The sequence below is a fragment of the Micromonospora sp. WMMA1947 genome, from assembly GCF_027497355.1.
Taxonomy (GTDB): domain Bacteria; phylum Actinomycetota; class Actinomycetes; order Mycobacteriales; family Micromonosporaceae; genus Micromonospora.
Window position 1 is genome coordinate 4,533,713 of record NZ_CP114909.1, and the last position, 24,189, is coordinate 4,557,901.

The following is a 24,189-nucleotide window of genomic DNA, read 5'->3' on the forward strand; positions in this document are numbered from 1 at the left end:
GTAACGCCGGGGGGCCGTTGGTCCCGGGTCCGACAGGCCCTCGGCCCTGCGATCCGTGCGCGCCCGCGCGCCATGCTGGGACTGCCCGGCGCGGGCGGCGACGACATGGAGGACGATGTGGTGATCAACGGCGGGCCCGCTGCGGCGACGACGCCCACCGAGATCTCTCCTGCCCCCGCGAGCGGGCTCGGCTCGGCCGAGGCGGCCGCCCGGCTGCGCGCCGACGGGCCGAACACCGTGGCCGCCCCGCGCAAGCGAGGGCTGGCCGGCCGGGTGTTCCGCCAGCTCACCGACCCGCTGGTGGCGCTCCTGCTGGCCGCCGCCGTGGTGACCACACTGCTGCGCGACTACCCGGACACCGCGGTGATCGTGCTGGTAGTCCTGATCAACACGGCGATCGGCGTGGTGCAGGAGGTCCGCGCCGATCGGGCCGTCGCCGCGCTGGACCGGCTCGCCGCACCCACCGCGCGTGTGGTCCGCGACGGCCGTGACCTCGTGCTGCCCGCCGCCGACCTGGTCCGCGGCGACCTGGTCCGGCTGGAGGCCGGCGACGTGGTGCCCGCCGACCTGGACCTCACCGACGCGGTACGCCTCAGCCTGGACGAGTCGGCGCTGACCGGCGAGTCGGTGCCGGTGACCCGGGTCGCGGGGGAGGAGGCGAACGCGGGCACGGTGGTCACCACCGGCCGCGCCACCGGGACCGTGGCGCGTACCGGCGCGGCGAGCGCGCTGGGCCGGATCAGCGCCCTGGTCGCGGCGACCCGCCCGGCGCCCACGCCGCTGCAGCGTCGCCTGTCCTCGCTCGGCCGGGTGCTCGGCCTGACCGCCGTGGTGCTCTCCGGGCTGGTCTTCGCGATCGGCGTGCTCGACGGGCAGCCGGTCACGCAGATGGCCGTCACCGCCGTCAGCCTCGTGGTGGCGGCCGTGCCGGAGTCGCTGCCCGCCGTCGTCACGCTGGCGCTCGCCCTTGGCGCGCGCCGGATGGCCGGCAGCCGCGCCATTCCCCGCCGGCTGCACGCGGTGGAGACCCTCGGGTCGGTCACCGTGATCGCCTCCGACAAGACCGGCACCCTCACCGAGGGCCGGATGGCGGTGCAGCACGCGGTCGTCCCCGGCCGCGACCGCTACGCCGTCACCGGCACCGGCTACGCGCCCGACGGCGAGGTGCACCACCGGGGCGAGCCGGTGAGCGCGCCGGACGAGCTGCGCGCCCTCGCCCGTGCCGGGCTGCTCTGCAACGACGCCACGGTGACGCCGCCGACCGACGAGCGGCCGGAGTGGACAGCGATCGGTGACCCGCTGGAGGCGGCGCTCGTCACGTTCGCCGCCCGGTGCGGCCTGGATCCGGAGGCCACCCGCGACGCCTGGCCCCGGGTGGCGGAGGCGCCCTTCGACCAGGACCTGCGCCGGATGACCACGGTGCACCGCCGCTGCGACGGGCGCTACCTGGTCGTCTGCAAGGGCGCGCCGGAGAACCTGCTGGCCGCGCCGCTGGTCGACGCCGACGCCGGGGAACTGGCCGAGCTGACCGACGCCGCGCACCGGCTCGCCACCGAAGGGCTGCGGGTGCTGGCGGTGGCCTCGGCCGTGGTGGACACCCTGCCGGACCCGGCCCGGCCGGCCGGCCTGCGCCCGCTGGGCCTGGTCGCGGTCGGCGACCCGCTGCGCGCGGCGGCGCCCGGCATCGCCGCGGGCTTCGAGGAAGCAGGCATCCGGCTGGTCCTCATCACCGGCGACCACCCGGCGACGGCCGCCGCGATCGGCGGGCGGCTCGGGCTCTGGCGCGATGGCGACCCGCTCGCCAACGGCGACGACGGCGACCCGGGCCGCGCCCACCCCGAGACCCGGGTGTACGCGCGGACCCAGCCGGAACAGAAGCTCGACATCATCGCCGGCCTCCAGACCCGGGGGCACGTGGTGGCGATGACCGGCGACGGCGTCAACGACGCCCCGGCGTTGCGCCGCGCGGACATCGGGGTGGCGATGGGCGGCGGCACCGAGGTGGCCCGGCAGGCCTCCGACCTGGTGCTCGTCGACGACGACCTGACCACTGTGGCGACCGCCATCGGCGAGGGCCGCCGGATCTACGACAACATCCGCCGGTTCCTGCGCTACGCGCTCGCCGGTGGCGTGGCCGAGATCGCGGTGATGCTGCTCGGCCCGCTGTTCGGCCTGCCGGTGCCGCTGCTGCCGGCGCAGATCCTCTGGATCAACCTGCTCACCCACGGCGTTCCCGGTGTGGCGCTCGGCGCGGAGCCGGCCGAGCCGGGCACGCTGCGCCGGCCGCCCCGCTCCCCGCAGGAGTCGGTGCTCGGCGCCGGCCTGGGCCGGGACGTGCTGGTCACCGGCGCGCTGATCGCGGCGGCGACGCTCGGCGCGGGCGTGTGGGCCGCCGCGTCGGACCGGCCGTGGCAGTCCGTGGTGTTCGTGGTGCTCGGCCTGGCCCAGCTCGGTGTGGCGCTGGCGGTCCGCGCGATCCGTACCCCGGGCTCCCGTGAGCGCAACCTCGCGCTGCCGGTGGCGGTCGCGATCTCCGCGGCCCTCCAGGTGGCCGGCGTGCTGCTGCCGCCGCTGCGCGAGCTGCTCGGCACCTCCCCGCTCAGCGCGCTCGACTTGCTCGCGTGCGCCGCGATCGGCGTGCTGCCCGGGCTGGTGCTGCGGCTGACCCGCCGCTTCCGCGGGACCAACGGCCCGCGGGCCGGGACCCCGGACCCTGCCGGGCCGGCCGCCTGACGGGCAGGCTGAGCACGAGTGAAGGAGGACGACATGACGATCCACTCGCAGGCACCCGTCGTGGTGGGCGTGGACGGCTCCGCCGCCTCGCTGGACGCGGTCCGGGTGGCCGCCCGCGAGGCCGCCGCCCGGAACCGGCCGCTGCAGGTCGTCCACGCGTTCATCTGGCCGCTGACCCGCGCGCCGCTCACCCCGGCCCCGGGTGCGCCCGCCGGCGCCGGCCTGCGCAACCAGGCCGAACGGTGCGTCGCCGAGGCGGTAGCCGAGGCCGGCAAGGTCGCGCCGGACGTACCGGTCACCGGCGTGGTGGTCGACGGCGCGGCGGCGGCGGTGCTGGTCGCCGAGTCCCGCGAGGCGGCGCTGATCGTGCTCGGCCACCGCGGCCTGGGCGGGTTCGCCGGCCTGCTGATCGGCTCGGTCACGCTCCAGGTGTCGGCCCGCGCGCACTGCCCGGTCCTGGTGACGCGCGGCGAGGCGCGCGCCGACGGGCCCGTCGTGGTCGGTGTGGACGGCTCCGAGCTGTCCACCGCGGCGGTCGGATTCGCGTACGAGGAGGCCGCCCGCCGGGACGCGCCGCTGATCGTGGTGCACGCCTGGCTGTACCCCACGCCGATCGGCCCCGGCGACATCCTGCCCCTGGTGTACGACCCGGAGGCGCTCGCCGAGGAGTCCCGGCGGGTCGTCGCCGAGTCGATCGCCGGCTGGGCCGAGCGCTACCCGGACGTGCCGGTACGGCAGCGGTCGCTGCGCGGTGCCCCGGCCCGCGTGCTGGTGGAGGAGTCGAAGGACGCTCAGCTGGTGGTGGTCGGCGCGCACGGCCGCGGCGCGCTGGGCGGGCTGCTGCTCGGCTCGGTCAGCCACGCGGTGCTGCACCACGCCCACTCGCCGCTGGTGATCGTGCGCAACGCCTGACCCCGCGAACGCGCCCGGTCCCGCGACAGCGCCTGACGCCGCTACGGCGTCAGGCGCTGTGCACCGTGGTGAGGTCGGCCAGCCCGGAGATGGTCAGCAGCGGCTCCAGCAGCGGACCGGCGATCAGCGCGATCCGGTCGGCGTGCGGGAACAGCGCGGCCAGCCCGGCGCTGTCCAGGTACTCCACCTTCGTCAGGTCCACGACCAGCGGTTCGCCGTCGGGCCGGACGGCTTCGGCGAGCGCGTCGGCGAAGGCGGACGCGTTGCTCATGTCGATCTCACCGACGGCGGCCAGCACGCGGCCGCCGTCGGGTCGGTCGCTCGTGGTGAGCGTCAGGGACGTGCTCATGGCCTGATCCTCGCCTGCATGTCGACTGTGGTGCCGGTGGCCCCCGGGGTGACGCTGATGCTGTCCATCAGCGCGCGCATGAGCACGAGCCCCCGGCCGCGGTGCGGGTCGGACGGCTGGTCGCGGTGCCGCCAGTGGCCGCTGTCGGTGACGCTCAGGCGCAGGTCCCCGGCGGTGGCGGCGGCACGCAGGCGGATCCGGCCGCCCGGATCGTCGCGGTGCCCGTGCTCGATGGCGTTGGCGCATGCCTCCCCGGCCGCCACCAGGATGTTGTAGGCGTGGGCCGGGGCCAGCCCGCAGCGGTCCAGCCATCCCCGCAGCGCGCTGCGGACCTCGGCCAGCCGGGTCGATTCCGCGGGGAACTCCAGCTCCAGCGGCCCGGGGTGGCGGTAGAGCAGCAGGGCCACGTCGTCGTGGTAGCCGCCGTCGGGAGCGAGCCGGTCCATGATCTCGGTCGCCAGGACCTCGACCGGCGCGTGGTGTCCCTGCTGGATGGCGTCGGTGGCGCGGGCGATGCCGGCGGTGATCGGCTGGCGGCGGCGTTCCACCAGGCCGTCGGTGTAGAGCATCAGGGTGGCGCGCGGCTGCACTGTCGCCTCCGCCTCCGGGCGTTCCTCGCCGGGACGGACGGCGAGCGGCCGGGACCGGCCGTGCCGCAGGAGTTCCGGAGTGCCGTCCGCGCGGACCACGATGGCCGGCGGGTGGCCGGCGCTGGAGTAGCGCATCAGGCCGGTGGCCGGGTCGAGGACGCCGCAGAAGACGGTGGCGCAGGACGCGCCCGGCAGCAGCGCCGCGAAGCGGTCCAGGGCCACCAGCGTCCGGGCCGGGCTCGGGTCCTGCAACAGCAGGGCACGGCAGGCGCTGCGCAGCTGCCCCATCACCGTGGCGGCCTGCAGGCCGTGCCCCACGCAGTCGCCGACCACGATGCCGATGCGCCCGTCCGGCAGCTCCACTGTGTCGTACCAGTCGCCGCCGACCTTGAGCGGCATCGCGGCGGGGGAGTACCGCACCGCGAAACCGGCGGGCAGTTGCGCCGGACCGAGGATCGCCCGTTGCAGGGCCAGCGCGGTCTCCCGCTGCTGGTCGATCTGGTGCACCCGGTGCAGCCCCTGACCGATGTGGCCGGCCAGCAGCGCCAGCAGGGTCTGGTCCTGTTCGGTGAACGGCCGCTTCTCGCCCAGGTCGATCCAGACCGCCATCGTGCCGTGCGGGTGCTCGACGGCGATGCCGGCGCCGTGCGTACGCGCCGCCACCGGGGTCAGCAGCGGAGTGTCCCGCAGCGCGAGCAACGCCTGGCGGCGCTCCGGCGGCAACGTGTCCCAGCGCGCCGCCGGGTCGGTGGCGGTCACGGCGGGGGTGGGCTGGTCACCGAAGACGGCGGTGAGCACGCCGGCGGCCCGCCACAGCTTGCGCAACTCGTCCAGCACCCCGGACAGCGCGTCGGTGAGGTCGTCCGCCTGGGACAGCCGCATGCTGAGCCCGGCCAGGGCGGTCTCCCGCTGCACCGCGTAGTGCTCGGCGGTGACGTCACGGAACGTGCCGACGATCATCCGCCGGCCGCTGTCCGGGTCGTCGACCTGGTTGAACGCGGCCGAGATCCAGATCCGGTGCCCGTCTCGGTGGGTCACCGGCACGGTGTACGTGCCCCGGGTCTGCCCCACGAGCGTCGAGAACGCGGCCGCCACCTGGCGGTGCGCGTCGGGCTCGGCCTCCCGGTCCGGCCACCACGGGTGCACCGCCGGGTAGGGCAGGCCCTCGGTCCCGTAGCCGAGGATGCCGGTGAACGCCGCGTTGATCTCGACCACCGCACCGTCCTCGTCGCAGACGAAGAACGCCTCCTGCAACGAGTCGACGAGCGCGGTACGCCAGCGGGCGTGGTGGTTGCGCAGCCGGGCCAGTTCCACGTTCGCGCGGACGCGGGCCAGCAGTTCGGCCGCCGGGAACGGCTTGACCAGGTAGTCGTCGGCGCCTGCTTCCAGCCCTTCGATCGAGGCCTCCTGACCGGCGCGGGCGGACAGCAGCAGCACCGGGGTGCCGGCCGTACGCTGGTCGGCGCGCAGCGCGGCCACCAGTTGCAGGCCGTCGAGCCGGGGCATCATCACGTCGCTGACCACCAGATCGGGGGTCTGCGCGCGGGCGGCGTCCAGCGCGGCCTGCCCGTCGGTGACCGCCCGCACCTCGTGCCCGGCCGAGCGCAGCAGCCGGGTGAGGTACTCCCGCATGTCGGCGTTGTCGTCGGCCACCAGGACGCGGGCCGCCGCCCCGCCGGGCACCGGCTGGACCGGTTCGCCGGCCGGGTCGTCCCCGCCGACGGCGGCTTCCGGGTCGGCGGGCAGCCAGCGCAGCGCCTCCTGCACGAACGGCTCGGCCGACGCCGGCGTCCGGCCGGTGCCCGCCGGAGCGAGCGCGTCGGCGGGAAGGTGCCCGGTGCCGAACGGCAGCCGGATCGTGAAGGTGGTGCCCCGGCCCACCGTGCTCTCGGCGTCGATCTGGCCGCCGTGGAGCGTGACCAGTTCCTTGACCAGGGCGAGGCCGATCCCGCTGCCCTCGCCGGAGCGGGAGCGGGCGTTCTCGATGCGGTGGAACCTCTCGAACAGGCGCGGCATCTCGTCGGCGGGTACGCCGATGCCGGTGTCGGAGATCCGCAGCACCGCCGTGTCGCCCTTGCCGCGCAACTCGACCCGGATGGTGCCCTCGAAGGTGAACTTCAACGCGTTGCTGAGCAGGTTCAGCACCACCTTCTCCCACATGCCGCGGTCCAGGTACGCGGGCTCGGGCAGGGGCGGGCAGTCGACCTCGAAGGACAGACCGGCCCGTTCGATCGCCGACCGGAAGACGCTGGCCAGGTCGGCGGTCACCGCGGCCAGGTCCACCGGCTCGTAGCGGGCCTGCATCCGCCCGGCCTCGATCCGGGAGAAGTCGAGCAGGCTGTTGACCAGCTTGCCCAGGCGCAGCCCGTTGCGGCGGATGACGTCCAGCTCGGCGCGGACCTGCTCGTCGGCGTCCGGCAACCGGCCGCGCAGCTCGTCCAGCGGTCCCATGATCAACGTCAGCGGGGTGCGGAACTCGTGGCTGATGTTGGAGAAGAACGCGGTCTTCGCGCGGTCCAGCTCGGCGAGTTCCTCGGCCCGGCGCTGCTGCGCCTGGTAGCTGCGGGCGCTGGCGATGCCGGTCGCCAGGTGCCCGGCGGTCAGCTCCACGAAGCCGTGGTACCCGTCGTCCAGCGCCCGGTAGCGGTTCAGCCCGGCGACCAGGAACCCGTACGGCGCACCGCCCTGCTGCCGCAGCGGCACCAGCAGCGCCTCGGCCGGCGCGGCGGGCCAGACACCGGTCGGCAGGTCCGCGAAGGCCGGGCCGTCGAGCGTGACCCGCACCGACTCGCCCTCGGCGACGGCGCCGGCCGGCCACGGGGCGGCCGGGTCACCGAGCGACAGCGTGGCCGGGGCCGCCGGGTGCCCGGTCGCCAGCCCGGTCGCCTCCACCAGCCGGGCGCCGCCGTCGCCGTCGTACAGGTAGGTGAGCGTGAACGGCAGGTCCTGCGGGTTGCGGGCCAGCTGGCGGCTGACGAAGGCGAGCGTCTCCCGCTCGGTGCGGATGACGCTCGGGTCCGACCCGAGGTCGCGCAGCGTGGCCATCCGCCGCTCACCGATGACCCGCTCGGTGTCCTCGCTGACCACGCAGAGCATCCCGACCAGGCTGCCGTCGTCGGCGCGCAGCGGGCTGTAGGAGAACGTGTGGTACGTCTCCTCGCGGTAGCCGGCCCGCTCCAGGAACAGCAGCAGGCCCTCGTCCCAGGTCGCCTCGCCGGTGCGCAGCACGGTGTCGACGCGGGGGCCGATGTCGTCCCAGATCTCGGCCCACACCTCGTTCGCCGGGCGTCCCAGCGCCCACGGGTACTTGCGGCCGAGCGTGTCCCGCCGGTAGGCGGCGTTGCAGAAGAAGGTGAGCTGCGGCCCCCAGGCCATCCACATCGGGAACCGGGAGGACAGCAGGATCCGCACCGCGGTCCGCAGGCTCTGCGGCCAGGTGTCCGGCGGGCCCAGGGGGTGCGCCGACCAGTCGATCCGCGCCAGGTCCGGCCCGATCTCAGCGTCGACGGCGAAGACGTCGGCGCGCGTACGCGGGTCGGTGTCAGCGCCGCTCATCGCCCGAGTCTCCCCCACCCCGTCCGGTCCCGCTCGTTCAGGCCGGCGTCGCGGCCTCGTGGTCGCTTCTTGCCCCGTCGCGCCCCCGGCACTCCACCCGGGGCGGGGAGATCTGACTCACGTGAGCGCAGCGGGTCAGGGCAGGGGGTTGTGGTGCGGCAAAACGAAAGACTGCGGCAAAACGAAAGACTGCGGCAAAACGAAAGGCAAGGAGACCGATCTCCTCGCCACCACAAACGTATATCGCACCCCGGGTCTTGCCGCAAGGCCCCGGTGATGCCGCAGAATCATCGGCCGATGCTGATTGAGCTGCGAAAACGGGGGCACGGCATGACCGGACGGTACGTGTGGCAACTGCACGAGGTGGACGAGACGCGGATCGCCGCCGTCGGCGGCAAGGGCGCGCACCTGGGCGCGTTGACGCGGATCGACGGGGTGCGCGTACCCGGTGGTTTCTGCGTCGCGACCGACGCCTTCCGGCTGGTGGCGCGGACGCCGGCCCTCGCCGGACCGCTGGACCGGCTCGCCCGCGCGGACGCGGACGACCCGGCGGCGCTCCGGACGGCCGCCGCCGAGGTCCGCCGCGCCGTCGAGCGGACCGCGCTGCCGGGTGAGGTCGCTGCGGCGGTCACCGGCGCGCTGTCGGAGTTCGGCGCGGACGCCGCGTACGCCGTGCGGTCGAGCGCCACCGCCGAGGACCTGCCGACCGCCTCGTTCGCGGGCCAGCAGGACACCTACCTGAACGTGGTGGGCGCGGCCGAGGTGCTGCGGCACGTCAGCCGCTGCTGGGCCTCGCTGTTCACCGAGCGGGCGGTGACCTACCGGCGGAGGCACGGCATCGAGGACCGGGCCGTGGACATGGCGGTGGTGGTGCAGCTGATGATCGTCCCGGACGCGGCCGGGATCATGTTCACCGCCGACCCGGTCAGCGGGGACCGGACGGTGGTCTCGGTCGAGGCCGGCTTCGGTCTCGGTGAGGCACTGGTCTCCGGCCTGGTGAACCCGGACGTCTTCACGGTCCGCGACGGCGCGGTGGTCGGCCGGACGATCGGCACGAAGGCGCGGGCGGTGCGCGCGGTGGCCGGCGGCGGCACCCGGGAGACGCCCGTCGACCCGGCGCGGCAGGCGTCTCCCGCGCTGACCGACGCGCAGGCGGTACGACTCGCCGCGCTGGGGCGGCGGATCGAGGCGCACTTCGGGTGCCCGCAGGACATCGAGTGGGCGCTGACCGGCGACGACGTCCACATCCTGCAGAGCCGGCCGATCACCACGCTGTTCCCGGTGCCGGCGGCCGCCGCCGACGGGCGGTTCCACGTCTACCTGTCCGTGGGCCACCAGCAGATGATGACCGACGCCATGAAGCCGCTGGGCCTGTCGATGTGGCGGCGCACCGCCATGGCGCCGATGCACGAGGCGGGCGGCCGGCTGTTCGTCGACGCCACGCCGCACCTGTCCACCCCGGCGGGCCGGGCCGCGTTCCTGGGCATGATCGGCCGGGCCGACCCACTCACCCGGGACGCGCTGGAGACGGTCCTCGCCCGGGACGTGGTGCCGGCCGCGCCGGACCCCGCACCGGCCGCGCCGGACCCCGCACCGGCCGGCCCGCCCGCGAGCGGGCCGCCGCCCTCGATCGACACCGACCCGGCGATCGTCACCGCGCTGGTCGAGCGCAGCCGGGAGTCGGTCGCCGCCCTGCGCCGCGACATCCGTGGCCGGTCCGGGTCCGGGCTGTTCGACTTCCTGGACGAGGCGTTCGCCGAGCACAAGCGGGTGCTCACCGATCCGGTGAGCGCTCAGGTGATCATGGCGGGAATGCAGGCCGCCTGGTGGCTCAACGACAAGCTGGGGGAGTGGCTCGGCGAACGCGACGCGGCCGACACGCTCACGCTGTCCGCGCCCGGCAACGTCACCGCCGAGATGGGGCTGGCGCTGCTCGACGTGGCCGACGTGATCCGCGCGTACCCCGAGGTGGTGGCGTTCCTGCGGGACGGCGCCGACGACGGGTTCCTGGACGAACTGCCGAAGCTGCCGGGCGGCGTCGAGGCACGCGCGGCCGTCGAGGGCTACCTCGACCGGTACGGCATGCGCTGCGTCGGCGAGATCGACATCACCCGGCCACGGTGGAGCGAGCGCCCGGCCACACTCGTGCCGCTGATCCTCGACCACGTCCGCACCTTCGCCCCGGGCGCCGCCGCGCGCCGCTTCGCCGACGGCCGGGAGCGGGCGCGGGCGAAGGCCCGGGAGGTGCTCGACCGCCTGCGCGCCCTGCCCGACGGCGAGCGCAAGGCCGCCGAGACGCAGGCGATGATCGACCGGGTACGGACTTTCGCCGGCTACCGGGAGTACCCGAAGTACGACATCGTCAGCCGTTACGCCGTGTACAAGCAGGCGCTCATGGTAGAGGCCGACCGGCTGGCCCGCGCCGGTGTGCTCGCCGATCCGGAGGACGTCTTCTACCTCACCTTCGACGAGTTCCGCGAGGTCGCGGCCACCGGCCGGGCCGACGCCGCGCTGATCCGCGGGCGCCGGGACGAGTTCCGGGCGCATCAGGCGCTCACCCCGCCCCGGGTGCTCACCTCGGACGGCGAGGCGCTGAACGGCTCGTACCGGCGCGCCGACGTGCCGCCGGGCGCCCTGACCGGGCTGGCGGTCTCGGCCGGCGTCGTCGAGGGGCGGGCGCGGGTGGTGACGGACCTGACCGGTGCCGACCTTCAGCCGGGCGACATCCTCGTCACCGCGCACACCGATCCGAGCTGGACGCCGCTGTTCGTGGCCGTCGCGGGCCTGGTGACGGAGGTGGGCGGACTGATGACGCACGGCGCGGTGATCGCCCGCGAGTACGGCCTGCCCGCCGTGGTGGCGGTGCCGGACGCGACCCGGCTGATCCCCGACGGCGGGCGGATCCGCGTGCACGGCACCGACGGGTACGTCGAGCTGCTGTCCTGACCGGCGCGGCATGCTCGATGATGGACGTGCGACGAGCGGGGAGGCGTGATGCGGATCGGGGAGTTGTCGGCGCGTACCGGGGTCAGCGCCCGGTCCATCCGGTACTACGAGCAGCAGGGCCTGCTCGCCGCCGTGCGCACCGCGAGCGGGCAGCGGGTCTTCGCCGAATCGGCGGTGGACCGGGTCCGGCTCATCCAGCGGCTGTTCGACGCCGGGCTGAGCAGCCGCCGGATGGCCGAGCTGCTGCCCTGCGTGACCGATCCGGAGATCCGTACCTCGTGGCTGACCGACCGGCTGCGCGAGGAGCGGGCCCGGATGACCGCCGAGATGGCACGGCTCGCGCACGCCGTCGCGGTGCTCGACGACGTGGTGTCCGACATGAGCGTGACCGAGGACACCCGGGATCCGGCCGCCTGAGCGCTTGCCCTTGACACCGGTGTCAACTTCTAGCTTCGGGTCATGAACACGACCCTGGACACCGCATCGCTGGTGGCGCCGCTGTTGGAACCCGCCACCGTCGCCGGACTGCCGCTGCCGTCCCGTTTCGTGATGGCGCCGATGACCCGTAACCGCGCGCCGGGTGGCGTGCCGACGCCGGAGATGGCCGAGTACTACCGGCGCCGTGCCGCGGCCGGCGTCGGCCTGATCGTCACCGAGGGAGTGCTGGTGGACCACCCCAGCGCCGGCCACGAGGACACCGTGCCGCGGATGACTCCCGGCGCGGCCGAGGCCGGCTGGCGCGGCGTGGTCGAGGCCGTGCACGCCGCCGGCGGCCGGATCGCCGCGCAGCTGTGGCACCTGGGCAGCCTGCGCGAACCGGTGGACGGCGCTCCGGCGTGGACCCCCTCGGGGGTACGCGAGTCGGGCCGCCCCGCGCCGCGCGCGATGACCGTCGCAGACGCGGACGTGCTGCTGGCGGCGTACGCGGACGCGGCCCGGGTGGCGGTCCGGGCCGGGTTCGACGCGGTCGAGATCCACGCCGCGCACGGCTACCTGCTCGACGAGTTCCTGTGGCCGTACACGAATCGCCGGACCGACGTGTTCGGTGGCTCCCCGGCGCGCCGGGCGGCGTTCCCGGCCGCGGTGGTGCGCGCGGTCCGCGCGCAGGTGCCGGTGGGCCGCCCGGTGATCGTGCGGTTCTCCCAGTTCAAGGAGCGGGCGTTCGACGCGCGGATCGCGGACACCCCGGCCGAGCTGGGGCAGATCCTCACCGCGTTCGCCGAGGCCGGCGCGGACGTCCTGCACGCCTCGCAGCGTCGCTTCTGGCAGCCGGCGTTCGCCGGCTCGGCGCTGAACCTGGCCGGCTGGGCGAAGCGCCTCACCGGCCTGCCGTCGATCACCGTGGGCTCGGTCGGACTGCGGCGGGAGTTCCTGCGCCCGGACGGCCCGGAGTCGGTGGCGGGCCTGGCCGCGCGGCTGGCGGACGGGGAGTTCGACCTGGTCGCTCTCGGCCGGGCGCTGCTCGGCAACCCGGCCTGGGTGCGGCACGCCGCCGCCGGGCGGCCGGACGAGATCGTCGACTACCGGAAGGCGCACGAGGACGTCTATCCCTAGCCGGAAAGGGTTGACGCCGGGGGATGTTATCGCTCACAGTCGATGGCAGGGCATGAGCGCCGCAAGGCTCACCGGGCGAGCCGCGCTGGTCGTACCCCGACACCGCCACCGGACGCGGAGTCGGGACGTCGCACCACCACCATCGCGTGACCCCCGGAAGAGGAATCGCATGAGACGAACGAGAGCCTTGCTGACCACCGGCATCCTGGCCGGCGCGCTCGCCGCCGGGATGGCGGTGGCCCTGGCGCCGACCGCGAGCGCCGGCACCACGCTGCGCGCGGCGGCGGCCGAGAAGGGCCGATACTTCGGCGCTGCGGTCGCCACCAACAAGCTGTCCGACAACACGTACGCCACGGTGCTGAACCGCGAGTTCAACTCCGTGGTGGCCGAGAACGAGATGAAGTGGGACGCCACCGAGCCGCAGCAGGGGCGGTTCACCTACACCGGCGGCGACCGGCTGGTCAGCCACGCCCGGGCGAACGGGATGTCGGTGCGCGGGCACGCGCTGCTCTGGCACCAGCAGCAGCCGTCGTGGGCGCAGGGTCTGTCCGGCAGCGCGCTGCGCAACGCCGCGATCAACCACGTCACCCAGGTCGCCACCCACTTCCGCGGGCAGATCTACGCCTGGGACGTGGTGAACGAGGCGTTCGCCGACGGCGGCAGCGGCGGGCGCCGCGACTCGAACCTGCAGCGCACCGGCAACGACTGGATCGAGGCCGCGTTCCGCGCGGCCCGCGCCGCGGACCCGGGCGCGAAGCTCTGCTACAACGACTACAACACCGACGGCATCAACGCGAAGTCGACGGGCATCTACAACATGGTGCGCGACTTCAAGTCGCGTGGCGTGCCGATCGACTGCGTCGGCTTCCAGTCGCACCTGGGCACCACGCTTCCCGGTGACTACCAGGCCAACCTCCAGCGCTTCGCCGACCTGGGCGTGGAGGTGCAGATCACCGAGCTGGACGTGATGACCGGCGGCAACCAGGCGAACATCTACGCCGCCGTCACCCGGGCCTGCCTGGCGGTGTCGCGCTGCACCGGCATCACGGTGTGGGGCGTGCGGGACTGCGACTCGTGGCGCGGCTCGGACAACGCGCTGCTGTTCGACTGCTCCGGCAACAAGAAGGCGGCGTACAACGCGGTGCTCGACGCGCTGAACTCCGGCACCAACAACCCGCCGCCGACCACCACCCCGCCGCCGAACAACCCGACCACCCCGCCGCCCAACAATCCGACCACGCCACCGCCCGGCCAGGGCGGGTGCACGGCCTCGGTGACGCTGAACTCCTGGACCGGTGGCTTCGTCGCCAACGTGAAGGTGACAGCGGGCTCGTCGGGCACCCGGGGATGGACCGTCACCATGACGCTGCCGGCCGGCGCGAGCGTCACCAACACCTGGAGCGCCACCGCGAGCGGCAACAGCGGCACGGTGCGGTTCACGAACGTCGACTACAACGGCCAGCTCGGCGCCGGCCAGAGCGCCGAGTTCGGGTTCCAGGGCAACGGAAGCGGATCGGGCATGACGCCCACCTGCTCCGCCTCCTGAGCGCAGGCGTCGCGGGGGCGGCACGACGTGCCGCCCCCGCGACGTCCGGTCGCGTCCTACCTGGAGCGCCGTCTCTGTTACAAGAAAGAGACATGCACATTTCGCGCGATTGGTTGACGGGGCAACTTGTGAGCGTTAACACTCGCCGTGACGGTTACCTGTGTCACAGGGGCCCACGGAGGGGAGAGGACGCTCGTGCGCAGACGAATCCTGGCCGCAGTCAGCGGCGCCGCGCTCGCGATCAGCCTGGCCGCGTGCAGCGGCGAGGGCGCCGGAGGCGGCTCGGACACCAGCTCCGCCAAGCCCGGCGACCTGACGATCGGCGTCTCGATGCCGACCCAGACCTCGGAACGGTGGATCGCCGACGGCAACTCGGTGAAGGAGAAGTTGCAGGCCAAGGGCTACAAGGTCGACCTGCAGTACGCCGGGGACGACATCCCGACCCAGTCGCAGCAGATCGACCAGATGATTACCCAGGGCGCGGACGTGCTGGTCATCGCCCCGATCGACGGCACCGCGCTGAGCGGCCAGCTCCAGGCCGCCGCCGCTGCGAACATCCCGGTCATCTCCTACGACCGGCTCATCCGCAACAGCCCCAACGTCAGCTTCTACGTCAGCTTCGACAACTACAAGGTGGGCGTGGCGCAGGCCAACGCGCTCCTGGTCGGCCTCGGGCTGCTCACCAAGGACGGCGCCAAGGGCACCGCCACGGGTCCGTTCAACGTGGAGCTGTTCGCCGGCTCGCTCGACGACAACAACGCCGGGTTCTTCTTCAACGGCGCGATGGACACGCTCAAGCCGTACTTCGACGCGGGGACGCTGAAGGTCAAGTCGGGGCAGACCAAGATCGAGCAGGCCGCCATCCTGCGCTGGCAGCAGGAGACCGCGCAGAAGCGGATGGAGGACCTGCTCACCTCCAGCTACAACGACGGCAGCAAGGTCGACGGCGTGCTGTCGCCCTTCGACGGCCTGTCCCGGGGCATCATCACCGCCCTGCAGAACGCCGGTTACCGCGGCGGCGCCAAGAAGATGCCGGTGGTGACCGGGCAGGACGCCGAGGTCGCGTCGGTCAAGCTCATCAACGACGGCGTGCAGAGCTCCACCGTGTTCAAGGACACCCGGCTGCTGGCCGAGCAGGCGGTGATCGCCGCCGAGGCGTTCCTGCGCAAGGAGGAGCCGAAGGCCAACGAGACCAAGGCGTACAACAACGGCGTCAAGGTCGTGCCCGCGTTCCTGCTGCCGGTGCAGACGGTCTACAAGGAGGACATCAAGTCCGTCCTGATCGACTCCGGCTACCTGACCGAGCAGGAGGTGGCCGCCGGCCGGGCCGGCTGACCCGCGGCGACGGGCCCGGCGGCCACCCGCGCCACCGGGCCCGACCGCTCCGGACACCACGACCACGAGCAGGACGGATACATGAGCGATCACATCCTCGAGATGCGTGGCATCACGAAGACCTTCCCCGGGGTGACCGCGCTCCAGGACGTCTCGCTCGCCGTACGGCGCGGCGAGATCCACGCGATCTGCGGTGAGAACGGCGCCGGGAAGTCCACCCTGATGAAGGTGCTGTCCGGGGTCTACCCGGCGGGCAGCTACGACGGTCAGATCGTCTTCGACGGCGAGCCGGTCGGCTTCCGGGGCATCCAGGACAGCGAAGCGCGCGGCATCGTCATCATCCACCAGGAACTCGCGCTGGTGCCGTACCTGTCGATCGCCGAGAACATCTTCCTCGGCAACGAGCGCCGCGGCCGCGGCGGGCTCATCGACTGGCACCGCACCAACGCGGAGGCCGCGGCGCTGCTGCGGTCGGTCGGGCTGCACGAGAACCCGGTCACCCCGGTCATCCAGCTCGGCGTCGGCAAGCAGCAACTCGTGGAGATCGCCAAGGCGCTGTCCAAGAAGGTGCGGCTGCTGATCCTCGACGAGCCGACCGCGGCCCTGAACGACGTCGACTCGGCGCACCTGCTGGACCTGATGCGGCGGCTGCGTGACCAGGGCATCACCTGCATCATGATCTCGCACAAGCTCGGCGAGATCACCGCCGTCGCCGACTCGACCACGGTCATCCGCGACGGCCGTACCGTCGAGACGCTGGACATGTCCGACGGCGCCGTCACCCAGGACCGGATCATCCGCGGCATGGTCGGGCGCGACCTGGCCGCCTTCTACCCGACCCGCAGCGTGACGCCCGGCGACGAGGTGCTGCGCATCGAGGACTGGTCGGTGCGCCATCCGACCCAGGACCGCCTGGTCGTCGACCGGGCGTCGCTGCACGTGCGGGCCGGGGAGGTCGTCGGCATCGCCGGGCTGATGGGCGCCGGACGCACCGAGCTGGCGATGAGCGTCTTCGGCCGGGCGTACGGCCGGGACATCCGCGGCCGGATCTTCGTCCGGGGCCGCGAGGTACGGACGCGCACGGTGGCCGAGGCCATCGCGAACGGCATCGCGTACGCCACCGAGGACCGCAAGCACTACGGCCTCAACCTCATCGACGACGTCCGGGGCAACATCTCGGCCGCCGCGCTCGACAAGCTCGCCCGCAACGGCTGGATCGACGGCAACCGGGAGATCCAGGTCGCCGAGCGGGGACGGCGCGACATGAACATCAAGGCGCCGACGGTGATGTCGGTGGTGGGCAAGCTCTCCGGCGGCAACCAGCAGAAGGTCGTGCTGGCGAAGTGGCTGTTCACCGACCCGGACGTGCTGATCCTCGACGAGCCGACGAGGGGCATCGACGTCGGCGCGAAGTTCGAGATCTACACGATCGTCAACCGGCTGGTGGCCGAGGGCAAGGCGGTGGTCCTCATCTCCTCCGAACTGCCCGAGCTGCTCGGCATGTGCGACCGCGTCTACACCCTCGCGGCCGGCCGGATCACCGGGGAGATGCCGGTGAGCGAGGCCACCCAGGAGAACCTGATGGAACTCATGACCAAGGACAGGGATCTCGTCCGATGACCAGCACCAAGCCTCCCCCCGCCACGAAGATCGCCACCCCGGACACCGGCGCGGCGGCGACCCTGCACACCGGCACCAGCGATCCGCGCACGCTGATCCTCGGCAACCTGCGGCAGAGCGGCATCTACATCGCTCTGGTAGTGATCGTCGCGCTGTTCGCGGTCCTCACCGACGGCGTGTCGCTCAGCCCCGGCAACCTCACCAACATCGTGCTCCAGTACTCGTACATCCTGGTGCTCGCGATCGGCATGGTCATCGTGATCATCGGCGGGCACATCGACCTGTCCGTGGGATCGGTGGTGGCGCTCACCGGAGCGGTCTCCGCGGTGCTCGTCATCCGCGAGGGCATGCCCTGGTGGGCCGGCGTGCTGGCCGCGCTCGCGGTGGGCGTCGCGGTCGGCGCGTGGCACGGGCTCTGGGTCGCGTACGCCGGGATCCCGGCCTTCATCGTCACCCTGGCCGGCATGCTCCTGTTCCGCGGCCTCACGCTGCGGGTGCTGGACAACATCTCGCTGTCGCCGTTCCCCGAGGAGTACCAGCGGGTCGCCGCCGGTTTCCTCAACGGACTGCTGGGCGGTGAGGGCTACGACGCCTTCACGCTGTTCATCGGCGCGTTCGCCGTCGTCGGGTACGCGGTGGCCGTGTTCCGGACCCGGGTCGCCCGGGTGCGCCACGAGCAGCCGGTGGAGTCGTTCCCGCTGTTCGTCCTGCGGATCGTGGTGGTCGGCGCCGTGGTCATGTGGTTCGCCTGGCAGCTCGCCAACGCCCGCGGCCTGCCGATCGTGCTCATCGTGCTGGCCGTTCTGGTGCTGATCTACGGCCTGCTCACCCGCCGTACCGTGTTCGGCCGGCAGGTGTACGCGATCGGCGGCAACCTGCCCGCGGCGATGCTGTCCGGCGTGCGGGTGAAGCGGGTCAACTTCTGGATCTTCGTCAACATGGGCTTCCTGTCCGCCGTGGCGGGCGTGATCTACTCGTCCCGGTCCAACGGCGCCCAGCCGGCCGCCGGCAACATGTTCGAGCTGGACGCGATCGCGGCGGCCTTCATCGGCGGCGCGGCGGTCACCGGCGGGGTCGGCACCGTGGTCGGCGCCATGGTGGGTGGCCTGATCATGGCGGTGATGAGCAACGGGATGCAGCTCATGGGCATCGACCAGTCCGTCCAGTCGGTGGTGAAGGGTCTCGTCCTGCTCGTGGCGGTGGCGTTCGACATCTGGAACAAGCGCCGGGCGGCCGGCGCCCGGTGACGGCCGGCCGGACGCTCGCCCCTTCGTCCGGCCGACCGCCGTTCACCGGCCGCAGCCGCTCACGCCCGGCTCCACCGCTGGTTGGTGTTGCCGTGGCAGGTCCAGACGATCACCCGGGTGCCGTTGGCGGTGCCCGCGTTGTCGACGTCCAGGCACAGCGACGGGAAGCGCACGTTGCTCACCGTGCCGTTGCCGTTGATGGTCCACTGCTGGTTGGTGCCGCCGTTGCAGTCCCAGATCTGTACCCGGGTCCCGGCCGTCGCGCTGGTCGACACGTCCAGGCACTTGCCGAGCACCTGCAACGCCTGCCCGTTGGCGGTGAACTGCTGGTTGGCGTTGCCGTGGCAGTCCCAGATCAGCGTTCCGGTGCCGTTGGCGGTGCCGGCGTTGTCGACGTCGAGGCATCGGCCGGACGACTCGCTGCGCAGCCGGAACGTGGTGGGGACCGGCGGCGGGGTGGTGGTGCCGCCCCCGCTGACCCGGTAGACCACCGTGCCGTGCGCGGGCACGCTGGCGGAGATCGTGCCGGTGCTGGTGGAGGTGGCGTCGGTCCACGCGTCGCGCAACGTGAACGAGCTGCCGCTCTTGCCGATCGCGGCCGCCGTGGTGGAGACGGTGGTGGTCGAGCCGCCCTGGTTGAACAGCGCCACCGCCACGTCACCGTTGGCCAGCGGCTTGGCCAGCACCCGCCGGGTGCCGTCGAAGGAGACCTGGACCGCCTGGCGGCCGAGCGTGTCCTGGTTGATGGCGACCAGGTTGGCGTTGCGCAGGATGGCCAGGGTGGCCGCGCTCGCCGAGCGTACGTCGTTGCCCATCATCAGCGGCGCGGCCAGCATGGACCAGAGCGCGAAGTGGCTGCGCATCTCGGTGTCGTTCATGCCGCCGTTGCCGACCTCGAGCATGTCCGGGTCGTTGAACCCGCCGGGCGCGGCGTATCCGGCCAGCGGCACCGTGACGTCGACGATGTTCTGGATGCCCATCGGGTACCCGTTGGTCTGGCCGGTGTTCCACGCGTTGGTGATGTCCTCGGTGGTCCGCCAGAGGTTCGCCACGTCGCTCCAGTTGCGCAGCGGCCCGGTCTTGGCGTGGTAGCTGTTGGGGTTGATGCTGTAGACGATCGGCCGGCCGGTGGACGCCAGCGCGTCGCGCATGATGCCGAACCGCGCCACCTGGTCGTTTATCGTCCCGGTGCCGGAGCACCAGTCGTACTTGAGGTAGTCCACGCCCCAGGCGGCGAACTGCCGCGCGTCCTGGTACTCGTGGTTGAGGCTGCCGGTGGCGCCGGGGAACGTGCCGCCGACCTGGGCGCAGGTCTTGTCCAGTGGCACCTGGTAGATGCCGAACAGCAGGCCCCGGGCGTGCAGGTAGTCACCGAGCGCCTTCATCCCGCTGGGGAACCGCTGGGGGTGCGCCTGGAGGTTGCCCTGCGCGTCCCGGTTCGGGTTGAACCAGCAGTCGTCCACGACGACGTACTTGTAGCCGAGGTCGCGCAGGCCGTTGGCGACGATCGCGTCGGCGGTCTGGCGGATGAGGGTCTCGTTGATGTTGCAGCCGAAGGTGTTCCAGGTGTTCCACCCCATCGGCGGGGTGCGGGCGACGCCGTTGTCCAGCGCCCGGGCCGGGCGTGGGGCCATGGCCTGGTCGGTGACGGTGGCGGCGAGCGCCACCGCCGCGACGCCCAGGACGGCCAGCGTCCGTCGGGTCCATTTGCGCACGGGTCCTCCTCGGTGGCCGGGCGCCGTCCGTGCCGGTGCCCGGAAGGGAGCGGCCCGCCGGTCGCACGGCCTCGCCCGTGGTCCACGGGGACGGACGCGGCACGGCAGTTCCAGCGGCCGGTCGGTGCCGGCGGGCGCTCGTGGGTGGTGGGGGTTCCGGCGGTCGACGGGGTCGCCGTCCGTCGCCGCCCGGCTGCGGCGCCGGGGTTTCCCGGACAGCGGCGCCACAGTGCGGGGATGGCGAAATGTTATCGCTGACATCAAACACTGTAAATAGGCTGACGACCCCCGGGCGGCCCGCGGCCGCCGGTCGCCGCGGGCGTCGAGGGGAGAAAAAGAGCCGCTGAGCGGCCCTCTGAGCGGCTGGGCGGCGGTGTCTGGACGCCTGGACCCGGGGCGGCGGGAGCGCCGAGAGAATTTCCGGAAGTTCCATCGATTGTTGTCGTTAACAGGTCGTCGGCCCGCAGTCCGGCCGCGCCGTCGGCGTGGATCTCCCGGCCGGCGGCAGGGCCGGTCCGCGCGGGGCGGCGGACGCCGGTTCCGGGTGCCGCCGCTCGTTACGCAGCTGTTGCCCGGAGGTGTCTTGACGGATGTATATGTGAGCGCTAACACTAACCCCGTGACACGGCGGAGGTGCAAATGAGCGAAGTGGACGCGTCGGATCGGTACGTGATCGGGGTCGATTTCGGCACACTGTCCGGGCGGGCGCTCGTGGTCCGGGTCCGTGACGGCGCCGAACTCGGTACGGCGGTGCACGAATACCGGCGCGGGGTCATCGAGACCGCGCTTCCCGACGGCGGCCCGGCTCTGCCCCCGGACTGGGCCCTCCAGGACCCGGACGACTACCGCGACGTGCTGCGCCACGCGGTGCCGGCCGCGCTCGCCGAGGCCGGCGTGGACCCGTCCCGGGTGGTGGGCATCGGCACCGACTTCACCGCCTGCACCGTGCTCCCGACGCTCGCCGACGGCACGCCGCTGTGCGAGATCCCGGACCTGCGCGACCGGCCGCACGCCTGGGTGAAGCTCTGGAAGCACCACGCCGCGCAGCCGCACGCCGACCGGATCAACGCGCTGGCGGCCGAACGCGGCGAGTCGTGGCTCGGCCGCTACGGCGGCAAGATCTCCGCGGAGTGGCAGTTCGCCAAGGGCCTGCAGATCCTGGAGGAGGATCCGGAGGTCTACCGGCGCGCCGAGCGTTTCGTCGAGGCCGCCGACTGGATCGTCTGGCAGCTGTGCGGCGCCGAGACGCGCAACGTCTGCACCGCCGGCTACAAGGGCATCCGGCAGGACGGCCGGTACCCGTCGCCGGACTACCTGGCCGCGCTCGCCCCCGGCTTCGCCGACTTCGTGACCAAGCTGGACGGTCCGCTGCTGCCGCTGGGCGCGCGGGCCGGCACCCTCAGCGCCCGCGCCGCCGCCTGGACCGGTCTGCCCGAGGGCATCGCGGTCGCGGTCGGCAACGTCGACGCGCACGTCACCGCCGCTGCGGCCCAGGCGCTGCGGCCGGGCCGGCTGGTCGCCATCATGGGCACCTCCACCTGCCACGTGCTCAACGGCACCCACCCGGCCGAGGTGCCGGGCATGTGCGGCGTGGTCGACGGCGGCATCAGCCCCGGCGCCTGGGGCTTCGAGGCCGGGCAGAGCGGCGTGGGGGACATCTTCGGCTGGTTCGTGCGGCACGCCGCCCCGGCCGGGTTCGACTCGCACGAGCGGCTCACCGAGGCCGCCGCCGCCCAGCCGGTCGGCGCGCACGGCCTGGTGGCGCTGGACTGGTGGAACGGCAACCGGTCCCTGCTGGTCAACCACGACCTGAGCGGGATGATCGTCGGGCTGACGCTCGCCACCCGGCCGCCGGACGTCTACCGCGCGCTGCTGGAGTCCACCGCGTACGGCACCCGGATGATCGTCGAGGCGTTCGCGCAGGCCGGGGTGCCGGTCGACGACCTGGTGGTGGCCGGTGGGCTCACCTCCAACCGGCTGCTCATGCAGATCTACGCCGACGTGACGAACCGGCCGCTGAGCATCATCGGCTCCGCCCAGGGCCCGGCGCTCGGCTCGGCCATCCACGCGGCGGTGGCCGCCGGGGCGTACCCGACGATCCACGAGGCGTCCGCCGCGATGGGACGCATCGACGAGGCCGTCTACCGGCCCGTCCCGGAGAACGTGCGGGCCTACGACGCCCTCTACGCCGAGTACCGCGCCCTGCACGACCACTTCGGTCGCGGCGCGAACGACGTCATGCTCCGCCTGCGGGCGATCCGCAACGCGGCAGCCGACGCCGCCGCGGACCGCACCGCCGCGACCCTGGAGGTGGTCGGATGAACAGCCAGGTGACCGCGCTGCGCGAAACCGTGGCCCGCCTGCACCGCGAACTGACCCGCTACGACCTGGTGGCCTGGACCGCCGGCAACGTGTCGGCCCGCGTACCCGGTCAGGACCTGATGGTCATCAAGCCGAGTGGTGTCGACTACGACGACCTGACCGCCGAGGCCATGGTGGTCTGCGACCTCAACGGCGCGGTGGTCGACGGCGACGGCGCCCCGTCCAGCGACACCGCCGCGCACGCCTACGTCTACCGCGCCATGCCCGAGGTCGGGGGCGTCGTGCACACCCACAGCGGATACGCCACCGCCTGGGCGGCCCGCGGTGAGGCGATCCCGTGCTGGCTGACCGCGCAGGCCGACGAGTTCGGCGGGGAGATCCCGATCGGGCCGTTCGCGCTGATCGGTGGCGACGACATCGGCAAGGGCATCGTCAGCACGCTGGCCGGGCACCGCTCGCCCGCGGTGCTCATGCGCAACCACGGCGTCTTCACCATCGGCCGCGACGCGCGGGCGGCGGTCAAGGCCGCGGTGATGTGCGAGGACGTCGCCCGGACCGCACACCTGGCCCGGGCGCTCGGCCAGCCGGTGCCGATCGCGCCGGCCGACATCGACTCGCTCTACGACCGCTACCAGAACGTCTACGGCCAACGTCCGCCGGCGCCCTGACCCCGGACCGGGCGCCGCGCATCCACCCCACCACCACACCCGGCCGCACCGGCTCCCCGCCGCGCGTCCGGAACTTCCAACCCCGGAGGAGAACCGATGAGTACCAGGAGCACGGCCCGCAGGGCCATCGCCGCGCTCGCCGGCGTGCTGCTCGCCGGCAGCATGGCGGCCTGCGGCAACAGCGACACCGGCGGTGACGCCGGTGGCGGCAACGACAAGATAGTCCTGGGTTTCTCCCAGGTGGGCGCCGAGAGCGGCTGGCGCACCGCGAACACCACCTCGATCAAGGAAGCGGCCGCCGAGGCCGGGATCGAGCTGAAGTTCGACGACGCGCAGCAGAAGCAGGAAAACCAGATCAAGGCGATCCGCAACTTCATCCAGCAGAAGGTCGACGTGATCGCCTTCTCGCCGGTGGTGGAGTCGGGCTGGGACACCGTGCTCAAGGAGGCCAAGGACGCGAAGATCCCGGTCATCCTGACCGACCGCGCGGTCGACTCGGCCGACAAGTCGCTCTACAAGACGTTCCTCGGCTCGGACTTCGTCAAGGAGGGCCGCCTCGCCGGCGAGTGGCTGGTGGAGCAGAAGAAGGCGGCGTCCGGCCCGGTCACCATCGTGGAGCTGCAGGGCACGACCGGCTCGGCGCCGGCCAACGACCGGAAGAAGGGCTTCGCCGAGGCGATCGCCGCCAACCCGAACCTGAAGATCGTCGCCTCGCAGTCCGGTGACTTCACCCGCGCCGGTGGCAAGCAGGTCATGGAGCAGTTCCTCAAGGCCAACCCGAAGATCGACGTGCTGTTCGCGCACAACGACGACATGGGCCTGGGCGCGCTCGAGGCGATCACCGCGGCGGGCAAGACGCCCGGCAAGGACATCACCATCATCACCGTCGACGCGGTGAAGGACGGCATGCAGGCCCTCGCGGACGGCAAGTTCAACTTCATCGCCGAGTGCAGCCCGCTGCTCGGCCCGCAGCTGATGGAGCTGGTCAAGAAGGTCAAGGCCGGCGAGGAGGTGCCCGCCCGGATCGAGACCGAGGAGACCACCTTCACCCAGGAGCAGGCCAAGGAGGCACTGCCCAACCGCAAGTACTGAGTCAC

Annotated in this window: 15 protein-coding genes; 12 read left to right on the forward strand and 3 right to left on the reverse strand. The window is 72.9% G+C overall.

All coding sequences use genetic code 11. The features are described 5' to 3' along the window. The first annotated feature begins 72 nt into the window (after window positions 1–72). Both O7604_RS21425 and O7604_RS21430 read left to right on the forward strand, forming a co-directional pair. The gene (locus O7604_RS21425; RefSeq protein WP_281577541.1) at window positions 73–2,733 is read left to right on the forward strand and encodes a cation-transporting P-type ATPase; all 2,661 of its coding nucleotides are present in this window, start codon (window positions 73–75) and stop codon (window positions 2,731–2,733) included. A 33-nt stretch (window positions 2,734–2,766) separates the two neighbouring features. Further along, complete coding sequence (locus tag O7604_RS21430) at window positions 2,767–3,645, forward strand: universal stress protein (protein ID WP_281577542.1); 879 nt, start codon at window positions 2,767–2,769, stop codon at window positions 3,643–3,645. A 49-nt stretch (window positions 3,646–3,694) separates the two neighbouring features. Here the strand turns inward: O7604_RS21430 and O7604_RS21435 are convergent, their stop codons facing one another. Both O7604_RS21435 and O7604_RS21440 read right to left on the reverse strand, forming a co-directional pair. Then, on the reverse strand, window positions 3,695–3,994 hold the full coding sequence (locus O7604_RS21435; protein ID WP_269705536.1) for an STAS domain-containing protein: 300 nt from the start codon (window positions 3,992–3,994) through the stop codon (window positions 3,695–3,697). Continuing rightward, window positions 3,991–8,139 carry a SpoIIE family protein phosphatase gene (locus tag O7604_RS21440; protein WP_281577543.1) on the reverse strand — a complete coding sequence of 1,383 codons (4,149 nt, stop codon included), beginning with the start codon at window positions 8,137–8,139 and terminating at the stop codon, window positions 3,991–3,993. The genes O7604_RS21435 and O7604_RS21440 overlap by 4 nt, the downstream gene beginning before the upstream one ends. A gap of 330 nt (window positions 8,140–8,469) precedes the next feature. On the opposite strand from O7604_RS21440, the gene rph reads away from it, so the two are divergent. The 7 genes from rph to mmsB all read left to right on the forward strand — a co-directional run bounded on the left by rph (window position 8,470) and on the right by mmsB (window position 18,387). Continuing rightward, a complete protein-coding gene (gene rph / locus O7604_RS21445) occupies window positions 8,470–11,085 on the forward strand; it encodes a rifamycin-inactivating phosphotransferase (protein WP_281579993.1) in 2,616 nt (871 codons plus the stop codon). 48 nt (window positions 11,086–11,133) lie between these two features. Next, window positions 11,134–11,502 (forward strand): MerR family transcriptional regulator, encoded by a 369-nt coding sequence (locus O7604_RS21450; RefSeq protein WP_269705539.1) that lies wholly within the window; start codon window positions 11,134–11,136, stop codon window positions 11,500–11,502. 42 nt (window positions 11,503–11,544) lie between these two features. Further along, window positions 11,545–12,639 carry a 12-oxophytodienoate reductase gene (locus O7604_RS21455; RefSeq protein ID WP_281577544.1) on the forward strand — a complete coding sequence of 365 codons (1,095 nt, stop codon included), beginning with the start codon at window positions 11,545–11,547 and terminating at the stop codon, window positions 12,637–12,639. A 169-nt stretch (window positions 12,640–12,808) separates the two neighbouring features. Next, window positions 12,809–14,185, forward strand: a complete 1,377-nt coding sequence (locus tag O7604_RS21460; protein ID WP_269705541.1) for an endo-1,4-beta-xylanase — start codon at window positions 12,809–12,811, stop codon at window positions 14,183–14,185. A gap of 195 nt (window positions 14,186–14,380) precedes the next feature. Further along, window positions 14,381–15,520 (forward strand): multiple monosaccharide ABC transporter substrate-binding protein, encoded by a 1,140-nt coding sequence (gene chvE / locus O7604_RS21465; RefSeq protein ID WP_269705542.1) that lies wholly within the window; start codon window positions 14,381–14,383, stop codon window positions 15,518–15,520. Between the two features lie 81 nt (window positions 15,521–15,601). Then, a complete protein-coding gene (gene mmsA / locus O7604_RS21470; protein WP_269705543.1) occupies window positions 15,602–17,140 on the forward strand; it encodes a multiple monosaccharide ABC transporter ATP-binding protein in 1,539 nt (512 codons plus the stop codon). After that, window positions 17,137–18,387 (forward strand): multiple monosaccharide ABC transporter permease, encoded by a 1,251-nt coding sequence (gene mmsB / locus O7604_RS21475; RefSeq protein WP_269705544.1) that lies wholly within the window; start codon window positions 17,137–17,139, stop codon window positions 18,385–18,387. The genes mmsA and mmsB overlap by 4 nt, the downstream gene beginning before the upstream one ends. Before the next feature lie 59 nt (window positions 18,388–18,446). Here the strand turns inward: mmsB and O7604_RS21480 are convergent, their stop codons facing one another. Continuing rightward, window positions 18,447–20,102, reverse strand: coding sequence for a ricin-type beta-trefoil lectin domain protein (locus O7604_RS21480; RefSeq protein ID WP_281577545.1), 1,656 nt, complete (start codon window positions 20,100–20,102; stop codon window positions 18,447–18,449). A 639-nt stretch (window positions 20,103–20,741) separates the two neighbouring features. Between O7604_RS21480 and araB the strand changes: the two genes are divergently transcribed. From araB to O7604_RS21495, 3 genes are all read left to right on the forward strand, one after another. After that, window positions 20,742–22,424, forward strand: a complete 1,683-nt coding sequence (araB, locus tag O7604_RS21485; RefSeq protein WP_281577546.1) for a ribulokinase — start codon at window positions 20,742–20,744, stop codon at window positions 22,422–22,424. Beyond that, window positions 22,421–23,092: an L-ribulose-5-phosphate 4-epimerase gene (locus O7604_RS21490; protein WP_269705547.1), complete on the forward strand. Its 672-nt coding sequence runs from the start codon at window positions 22,421–22,423 to the stop codon at window positions 23,090–23,092. The genes araB and O7604_RS21490 overlap by 4 nt, the downstream gene beginning before the upstream one ends. Window positions 23,093–23,188: 96 nt before the next feature. Further along, on the forward strand, window positions 23,189–24,184 hold the full coding sequence (locus O7604_RS21495) for an ABC transporter substrate-binding protein (protein WP_269705548.1): 996 nt from the start codon (window positions 23,189–23,191) through the stop codon (window positions 24,182–24,184). Window positions 24,185–24,189: the final 5 nt, after the last annotated feature.

Bases quoted from the DNA above. Each gene is read 5' to 3' on its own strand.
- O7604_RS21425 (WP_281577541.1), top strand. From the start codon at position 73: ATGCTGGGACTGCCCGGCGCGGGCGGCGACGACATGGAGGACGATGTG.
- O7604_RS21430 (WP_281577542.1), top strand. From the start codon at position 2,767: ATGACGATCCACTCGCAGGCACCCGTCGTGGTGGGCGTGGACGGCTCC.
- O7604_RS21435 (WP_269705536.1), bottom strand. From the start codon at position 3,994: ATGAGCACGTCCCTGACGCTCACCACGAGCGACCGACCCGACGGCGGC.
- O7604_RS21440 (WP_281577543.1), bottom strand. From the start codon at position 8,139: ATGAGCGGCGCTGACACCGACCCGCGTACGCGCGCCGACGTCTTCGCC.
- rph (WP_281579993.1), top strand. From the start codon at position 8,470: ATGACCGGACGGTACGTGTGGCAACTGCACGAGGTGGACGAGACGCGG.
- O7604_RS21450 (WP_269705539.1), top strand. From the start codon at position 11,134: ATGCGGATCGGGGAGTTGTCGGCGCGTACCGGGGTCAGCGCCCGGTCC.
- O7604_RS21455 (WP_281577544.1), top strand. From the start codon at position 11,545: ATGAACACGACCCTGGACACCGCATCGCTGGTGGCGCCGCTGTTGGAA.
- O7604_RS21460 (WP_269705541.1), top strand. From the start codon at position 12,809: ATGAGACGAACGAGAGCCTTGCTGACCACCGGCATCCTGGCCGGCGCG.
- mmsA (WP_269705543.1), top strand. From the start codon at position 15,602: ATGAGCGATCACATCCTCGAGATGCGTGGCATCACGAAGACCTTCCCC.
- mmsB (WP_269705544.1), top strand. From the start codon at position 17,137: ATGACCAGCACCAAGCCTCCCCCCGCCACGAAGATCGCCACCCCGGAC.
- araB (WP_281577546.1), top strand. From the start codon at position 20,742: ATGAGCGAAGTGGACGCGTCGGATCGGTACGTGATCGGGGTCGATTTC.
- O7604_RS21490 (WP_269705547.1), top strand. From the start codon at position 22,421: ATGAACAGCCAGGTGACCGCGCTGCGCGAAACCGTGGCCCGCCTGCAC.
- O7604_RS21495 (WP_269705548.1), top strand. From the start codon at position 23,189: ATGAGTACCAGGAGCACGGCCCGCAGGGCCATCGCCGCGCTCGCCGGC.